We start from the raw sequence: 7,747 nt of genomic DNA, 5'->3' as shown, positions 1-7,747 counted from the left end.
AGAACGAGGGTCGCCTCCCGCTGGTCATCGTTGAAATCCAGGTGGGCGAATACACTGGCGAAGACGATATCATCCGCGTGGAAGACGACTTCCACAGAAAATAGAATCTATCGTAGAAAATACAGCAAACCGTTATCTCGGAATCTTTGCGGGTGTAAAAACAAAACCTGAATACCGTTACAATGAACAAAGAATTTTTGGTGGAATTCTTCTATTCATAGTGATGCCTTGGCGGTTGCGTTGCCATTCAGCGGCAATCCATGAATACAATGTAGCTTTTGGCAATCCCATTTCCTCGGCGATGGTCTTGACCGAAGGGCATCCCGGCTGAATATTCCGGCCAGAAAAAACCGCTAGTCCGGAATGGAGGAAACTGCAATACCGATTTCAAGGAAACCATTTTGATAGTTCTATTTTTTTGCTCAATTCAGAATGTTGGGACCGCGCGTGATTCTTAATCTTGTTCGCGCGAGCCATTCGCAAACAAGCATATCCAAAGGCGGCATGTATATGCGAATGCGAGATGCAGGTCTTATCCAGCCAAAAGCAAATCACAAAATGTGAGTCAACTGCATTTTCAGGGACGCGGTTTCCGTTTGACCGGTACGCCGGTTTCCATTACTCCGGTTTCACGGTGTACTTTGCTCCGGTATATTCACCGGCTTCTTTATGCGTTCAAGAAAGGAATCCCTGAGGGTTGTATCGGTAGTTTTTTTGGACATGAAAATCCCCTTTCCACCCCGAATTTAGGAGTTGAAAAGCGGACATTTTGACCTGAGGAAGGGGGCCCCTCCGCAAGCCAAAGAAGACAAGCTATCGGGATACATCCATTTAGAATGGGAGTTTGTTATCATCAAAATGGCAACAAACTTCAAAAGCGTAATATAATCATAGCGTTTCTTCACAACCTGATCAATTCTATACACCTTTTATTTTTGCCATTACGAACTGAGGAACTTTCCATGTCATTTTTAAAATTTTTATCAAAATGGCCGGAAAAAAACCATGACCTCGGTAAACTCGTATGTCCTCATTCCACATTTGCTTACGCTTTAGGGGATCCGTGGACAATCCACCCATTCGCATTTTTACAACAAAACGGCGAAGATATGCAACTTTTAGTTTTCTTTTATTTCCTTGCTGATCATACCCAAATCCGTAATATAAATAACGAACTAACAAATCTGTATCCGCAGCAATGCGATAAGACTCATCATACAGACCTTCATGGTCCATCATTTCACGTTTGATGTAACAAGTAGGATGTAACGGCAACCAGCCTAACCGAACCTTAAATCGAGCATACCATCCACTTATCCATCTACGGACAATTTTACTAGTATTGTTTTCTTGGACAAAAATTCCATCCCCATAAACAAAATCAGCTGAAGTTTCATCAAATCGTTTGACAATTTGAGAAACAACATTATTGTCATACAGGAAATCATCAGAGTGAACCAATCCAATTACATCACCAGTAGCCATGCGGATACCTTTGTTGATGGCTTCATACATACCATGATCAGGTTCGGAAACAATTTTGATTTCAAAGTTATGAGGGTTATCCTTGACAGCCTCCTTTATCACTTCAAAGGAGGAATCCCTTGATTTGCCATCAACAATGATATACTCAATGTTGTCATAGTCTTGACTAAGAACAGATCTTATTGCTCCGGCAATTGTCTTTTCTCTGTTAAAGCAAGATGTTATAAGAGTTATTTTCAAAGACATTAGCTCTCCACTTGGTTTATATATCGTTGTGCCGCCAAAAAATCTGTGTTGTCTAGAGCGCTTTTAACAGCGTTGTCTGAAATTCGCTTTTTTTCTTCACAACTCATCTCATATATTTCGCATAAAATCTTGGCAAGATCTTTGCTATCTCCTGCTTTGCTTAAAAAACCATTTTCGTTGTGGATAATGATTCCGTCCATGCCCTCATTTTTTGAAGCTATCGTCAAACAACCTGCTCCCATAGCTTCAAGATAAACCAAGCCAAAAGCTTCTTCCTCGCTAATCATGACAAAAACGTCTGCCTTTTTTAGTTCTTCAGAAACATTGTCTCTAGAGATTCGTCCTAAAAAGTGTGTTTTTTCTAGCAGATTGTTTTCCACAGCGAAATCATGTAACCTTTTTCTTTCCGCTCCATCACCAATGAATGTAATGGAGGAAACTGTTGGTTCGGGCAAAGTTGCTACTGCTTTTAAAATTTCCAGTGGATGTTTTCTTTCAATTAGGTTTCCAACAAAAGTTATAGCTAATGGTTTACGATTAAAATTGGTATGAGTATTTCCGCAAACATATTGGACAGGTACTCCTGAAAAACATAAAAAAGTTTTATAATCCGATCCAAAGATCTTGATGAACTCCTTCTGTATAGTTTTTGAACGCATACCCCAAATATCTATATCTTTAAAATATTGCAGGTATGGTTTTGATTTTTTTCGGGAATCTATGTTATGGACAACCATACATGTTTTACAAGAATATTTTTTTTTCAACATTGACAACAGCTCTAGCTGAGGACTCCACCAATGGCCAACAACAATGTCTGGGATAAAACCATCTTTTTCTAATTCTTGTAATATAGTTTCGAATTGTTTACGGGTTCTTCTCTTTGAAAACATTCCATGGGGTATAAATTTCATAATAGGAATGCGACAAACGTCAACACCATCAACTAAATAATTTCGAACCTTTTTGTCGAAGAAAAAAGGTACTACGGCACCGAATTTAGATGCGAGTATTTTCTGAAATTTGTAAGCGAAAGCTAGAATTATTTTTGGAAACAAAACCAAATTGTGGATGACTTTTACGTTGTATCCCAAATTTTGCCATTCTTTTGCGAAATAATGAACAACTTTTGTATCGCCATATTTCAAATCATCTGCAGGATATATTTTAGATAGGACTAATATGTTTTTCATTTGAATAACACCTTACAAAAATCATCAACAGAATGTGAAGATATATATGTGGTTTGTTGCTTTTCTATTGGACTAAGCATGACTTGCTTTACTGTTTCAGGAGTGATTTGGTTTATTACAACACCTAATTTATTCTTAATTATCAAATCACCTAATAAGCCGTTTGATGGGCCTATCACACATTTACCAAAAAATGCACTATATCCAATTGTTCCTGAACTTTGGCAAACATTATCATACAAAGTCATTATGTAGTCTGTTGTAAAGCATAGGTTATTCAGCTGTTGGTAAGAGATGAAGCCTTCGAGAATAATCACTTGCATCTTATTTCTTAATAAACTTACCAATCGACAAAATTCATCTTTAATTGTTGGATCGAAACGTCCGGAAAAAATCAATGTTTTATCAGAGCATTCCTCTTCGGACATTAATAAACACGCTTCTAAAATTGTTAAAGAGTTTTTTCTTTTATCAATCGTCCCAAATTGAAAAAAAATTTTATTCAAGGATGGAATCCCCAATTCATTGCGAAGATCATAAAATGGTCCATCAATTTGAGGTAACGGATCGGGTAAGTATATAAATTTATTTGTCCTATATTTGTGATTGAACTTTGAAGGAACGTTTTCATCATTCAGCACGAAAACGTTCTTTATTGTTTTTGATTTTGCCAAAATCCAATAACGGATTTTTTCTAGAAAAAGTCTAAAGCCAGCTTTTGTTGAATCGTATAGATAAATTCGATACAGTACACCAGAAACTTTTACGTTAGAAGGTAAAAAAAAGGGTAAAAAAGGGATTGTTTTCATCAAAAAAATCAAAAACAATTCGTCGGCACGAAATAATTTGACGTAATTCTGTATAATTCGAGAGGCTTCATATGCTGTTTTTAACAGACCTCCCTTTGTACATTTTACCACTTCAATATCAGATAAATATGCGAATTCAATGTTGTTTGCATGACTCCAGGTAAGGCGAGATTGTTCATCTTTAAAAGTTGGTGGCAATACAAAAACATATTCATTTTTTTCTTTCGATGCGTATTCGTAAATATGGTGAATCCATTCTAAAACATGCCCTGAAATTACAGTTTCAAAAATCATAATTTTCATTTTTCTACCTCATTGTGAGTTTTGTTAATGAAAATAAAAATGAAGAAAAGAGGGAAATAGAAAAAAACTTCGGACGAGTTTAATAAAATAATCATGAATAATAAGAGTTTCGCTCTTTTGTAGTGCAACTGTTTTAGCGCTTTATGGTTGAAAAATAGTAATAGAAGAAAAAAGGGTATTCCAATTTGAGAAGTGATTGCAAGTGGTCCGTTACTTGACGTCACGTTTCCTAAAACTTTTCCTCTTTGCCTAAATTCATTGGAAACAATGCCATAGCCAACGAATGGACGTTCAATTGTCATTTGTAGCATTGCTAAATTGTCTGCTTGTCTTATTTCGTAAGATGACCCCTTTTCTCCTTTTTGGTCAAATTTTTTTTGGATTGTGTCAGATGAAAAAATTGCAAAACATGAAAAAACAATTGCAAGTCCGATGCCTAAAAAACGTACGACATTTTTTTTTGTCATTTTTGAATTGAAAATCACAAAAATTGAAAAGATGGCAAGAAAAATATATCCTGTAGTTGATTTTGTCATAATAACAGCAAATACGATAATCAATAATTTTAAAGCATCATTTTTGGCAAGTCTCAGTTTGGATAAATCTTCAAAAAAAATCAGCAATGTGTAGTTCAGTATTATTTGAAATGCTCCTGGTTCCCAATAAGGACCTGCCAAGCGATTGAATGAGTTGAACCATCCGAAGTTGTTGAATGCAAACATCATGTACGGAATAGAGGATCCGTGCTTGTAGACATGAACTGTTGGTAGTAGATCTAATGAATGTAATAAAAATAAAGCAAGTCCAGTTGTGGCGATGACCGTGACCACGTTTAGAAATGCATGCTTAAGGGATTCGAAATTTATTGATTGAAATGTGAGTAAAGCTCCTGTTGCTAACATTAAGTAAACAGAGAAAATGTTCATGTCACTAGGTGAATGTGTTTTTCCTACAAAAAAATAGCTTGCTAGAAGGATGATGATGTAAAACAAGTACGCAACGAATGCGTTCTTTTCAAATTTTCGCTTTCTGCTAAAAAAATAATACACGGAAAAAATCAAAAATAAAGGTACAAGTATAGATGCGTTTAGCATGAATCCGGATACTGAACCTGATGTCCAGAGAATGAAAAACACAGCTACGTGGTCTAATACAGTATTCTTTTTAAGACAGTACATGGCGTCAATCAATTTTTAGTACATCGTTGTACAAGTTAATATATTCTTCAAATCTTGATTTCATATCAAAAGAGTTCGCTCGGCTTAAACACTTCTCTTTTGTATATGGGTTTGTTGTGCAAATTCGAATGATTTCTTTTTCTAAAGAATCTATATCGTTATAATTTACTACTGATCCGGATTTTTCGTCAACAATTTCTGGACTTCCTCCGGTTTTAAATGTTATTACGGGAGTACCGCAGGCAATGCTTTCCATATTTACGGTAGGATAATTTTCTTCTCTCGTAGGATTTACAAGGACGTCTGCGGCTGAATATATGTCTGCAAGCTCCTCACGATTGTGTGTTCTATTTATTGAAAGAATGTTTTTTGGAAGAATGTTGTCCAAATCAGGATTTGTTCCTACCAAAATAATTTGGTACTCTTTAGGTAGGCGCTTGGAAAGTTCTATGAATACATCAAGTCCTTTACGATAACCCCATCCAAATGCTACTCCCAAAATGATTTTTTTTTCTAATAAACGATGCTTTAAACGGAAATCGGACTCTACAGGCTTGAATATATTTAGATCAATTCCGTTGTTTATAACCTTTACTGAATAATCTCGCAAAAATGATTTTTTTACTAGAGAGGCGAGCCATTCCGATGGTGTCACAATGGTGCAGTTTTTTAATCCTGTAAACCATTTTTTCTTTTTTTTCCACATAAAGTGTGTTGCATCAATTTTTGATTCTGGATACAAGTTCTTTGAATAAGGACATTTGTTACATCCTGTTTTCCATTTTTGACATTTAGTCAATTCAAAGTACGGGCATCGACCGGTAAATGCCCAGCAGTCATGAAGTGTCCAAATAACGGGAATGTTGTTGCTTTTGATATATCGAAATAGAAGCGGTAGGTTTAGAAAGTCTCCGTGTATGTTATGTAAGTGTACCAAAGAACACTTTTGCAACTTCATTTTTCTTATTAGTTTTAGAGTAGCGCAGAATGAAAATAATCCTGTTAATCCAAATATTTTTCTGAAACAAACATGAATATTTCTAGATATTCGATTGCCCATAAGCCATGTATCAGAACGTTTTTTCAAACGGTTCGTTCTGCTGTCGGGACAACAATTTGTGACGTTGTAACCTTGTTTTTGTGCGGTATCAGCTATTTGTAGCATTATACCGCCTGTGCTTCCGACATTGCTGAAGTTTATTTCAAAAATACAAGGTTTCATTATCTTCCTAAAAATGTTAAAGAAATTTTTTTACGGTTTTGTTGTATACAATGTAAATCAACCAAGCTGTGACTATTGAAAAAACTGTCCAACACAGAACGTCATGAATACCGAGGTAACAAAGGATGATCCATGAAATTCGTCGATGACACAAATAGTAGAAATAGCTGATCGATCCTAGGAATAGCAAGTGTTTTCCTTTAAAGTCAAAATGTTTGTTTATTGCTGAGCAGAGAGCAAGGGACGCTACTGCTAATACAAAACTAATTATCATATGAGAATTTTCGAATATGAATGAACTTAAAGATATCAGTATCATTGCCCATTTCGGGCATATTGGCAGGTTTCTCCATTGAGCGAATATATGACCGAGAAAGAACGCCCAGGTTAAACGGTAGTAGTGGGCGAGGGATTGGCCGAGAATGTTGAATGCTGCTATATAGTATAGAACTAGCAAAAAAAGTAGCGTCCAGGAAGCTTTTTTTCCACTGAAAATATGAGTGGATATGTAAATCGATGTGTAATAAATTGTATAGAATATTATGATACACCAAACGTACCAGTACCACCTAATAGAGCCGAGTAAAATGTAAGGAATGTCTGTGATGCAGAACCGCTTTATTAGGACAGCTTCGTCAGGAATATGGTAAAAAGAGATTTCTTGGTTGTTGAATTTGATTGGGAGAATTACGTACAAAATCAGTGAAATGCAAAAGGTTGCAATCATTGGTAGAAAAACCTTAAGATTTCTAGACAGGCACTCTTTTTTGAGACTATTTGGGTCTTGATTTTTTTTTGTTAGGCCATATCCTGAAATAAACATGAACCAAGCTAACGCAATATTTGGTAATGTCCAAGAAACTATAGAGTTTAAAGATTTTGGATCGCCTATTGTGTAATCCAATTGCATTTGGGCAAAATGACCTAGTAAAATCATTAGACATGAAATGCCCTTTAATGCGGAGGAAATGTTCTTGTCTAGTGAAAATGTAAATCGATTCTCTGATTTCAGATCTTTCTTTTTTAGTCCAATAATGAAAAGAATTAAAATAACCAAGAATATTACGATGTACTCGTAATCGCAAGTATAAAGGAATAGGTCGAAATTTTTAGTCATTTAGATTTTTTTTCTTGAAACAAATGTGAAATGCAAGTTAATATCTTATCCTTCATATCACCCTTAACATTCCAACCTAAAGATTTTATTTTTTCTATTGGCGAATTTAAGTCGCCAAGTAAATTTGTTTAACTTGCCTAGAAATATACTCTAATGGGGTGAGAAATCCAAGTCGTTTTCTCGGCCGATTGTTC

At 35.6% G+C, this 7,747-nt stretch carries 8 protein-coding genes; 1 reads left to right on the top strand and 7 read right to left on the bottom strand.

The genetic code is table 11. The features are described 5' to 3' along the window. Positions 1-104, top strand: a 104-nt coding sequence (locus BGX12_RS15965; RefSeq protein ID WP_370245675.1) for a hypothetical protein, incomplete at its 5' end; no start/stop codon positions are given. 73 nt (positions 105-177) lie between these two features. On the opposite strand, the gene BGX12_RS16175 is transcribed toward BGX12_RS15965, so the two are convergent. The 7 genes from BGX12_RS16175 to BGX12_RS16170 form a co-directional block, all read right to left on the bottom strand. After that, a complete protein-coding gene (locus tag BGX12_RS16175) occupies positions 178-303 on the bottom strand; it encodes a hypothetical protein (RefSeq protein ID WP_370245674.1) in 126 nt (41 codons plus the stop codon). Positions 304-918: 615 nt separating this feature from the next. Continuing rightward, complete coding sequence (locus BGX12_RS14855; protein ID WP_109736808.1) at positions 919-1,725, bottom strand: glycosyltransferase family 2 protein; 807 nt, start codon at positions 1,723-1,725, stop codon at positions 919-921. Positions 1,726-1,730: 5 nt separating this feature from the next. Then, the gene (locus BGX12_RS14850) at positions 1,731-2,924 is read right to left on the bottom strand and encodes a glycosyltransferase (RefSeq protein ID WP_109736807.1); all 1,194 of its coding nucleotides are present in this window, start codon (positions 2,922-2,924) and stop codon (positions 1,731-1,733) included. After that, entirely contained in the window at positions 2,921-4,036 is a 1,116-nt protein-coding gene (locus BGX12_RS14845; protein ID WP_109736806.1) for a glycosyltransferase family 1 protein, read from the bottom strand. The genes BGX12_RS14850 and BGX12_RS14845 overlap by 4 nt, the downstream gene beginning before the upstream one ends. Beyond that, positions 4,033-4,962 carry an O-antigen ligase gene (locus BGX12_RS14840; protein WP_158278283.1) on the bottom strand — a complete coding sequence of 310 codons (930 nt, stop codon included), beginning with the start codon at positions 4,960-4,962 and terminating at the stop codon, positions 4,033-4,035. The genes BGX12_RS14845 and BGX12_RS14840 overlap by 4 nt, the downstream gene beginning before the upstream one ends. 256 nt (positions 4,963-5,218) lie before the next feature. After that, on the bottom strand, positions 5,219-6,436 hold the full coding sequence (locus BGX12_RS14835) for a glycosyltransferase (RefSeq protein WP_109736804.1): 1,218 nt from the start codon (positions 6,434-6,436) through the stop codon (positions 5,219-5,221). 16 nt (positions 6,437-6,452) lie between these two features. After that, positions 6,453-7,553 (bottom strand): acyltransferase, encoded by a 1,101-nt coding sequence (locus tag BGX12_RS16170; protein WP_109736803.1) that lies wholly within the window; start codon positions 7,551-7,553, stop codon positions 6,453-6,455. Positions 7,554-7,747 lie beyond the last annotated feature (194 nt).

Origin of the sequence: Fibrobacter sp. UWR4 (assembly GCF_003149045.1) — a bacterium.
GTDB lineage: Bacteria > Fibrobacterota > Fibrobacteria > Fibrobacterales > Fibrobacteraceae > Fibrobacter.
The sequence above is the reverse complement of the archived record's forward strand: the minus strand, read 5'-3'. Positions and strand labels throughout refer to the sequence as shown.

What these genes read in the sequence shown, in the direction of transcription:
- BGX12_RS14850 (WP_109736807.1), bottom strand. Translation starts at nt 2,924, where the DNA reads ATGAAAAACATATTAGTCCTATCTAAAATATATCCTGCAGATGATTTG.
- BGX12_RS14845 (WP_109736806.1), bottom strand. Translation starts at nt 4,036, where the DNA reads ATGAAAATTATGATTTTTGAAACTGTAATTTCAGGGCATGTTTTAGAA.
- BGX12_RS14840 (WP_158278283.1), bottom strand. Translation starts at nt 4,962, where the DNA reads ATGAACATTTTCTCTGTTTACTTAATGTTAGCAACAGGAGCTTTACTC.
- BGX12_RS14835 (WP_109736804.1), bottom strand. Translation starts at nt 6,436, where the DNA reads ATGAAACCTTGTATTTTTGAAATAAACTTCAGCAATGTCGGAAGCACA.
- BGX12_RS16170 (WP_109736803.1), bottom strand. Translation starts at nt 7,553, where the DNA reads ATGACTAAAAATTTCGACCTATTCCTTTATACTTGCGATTACGAGTAC.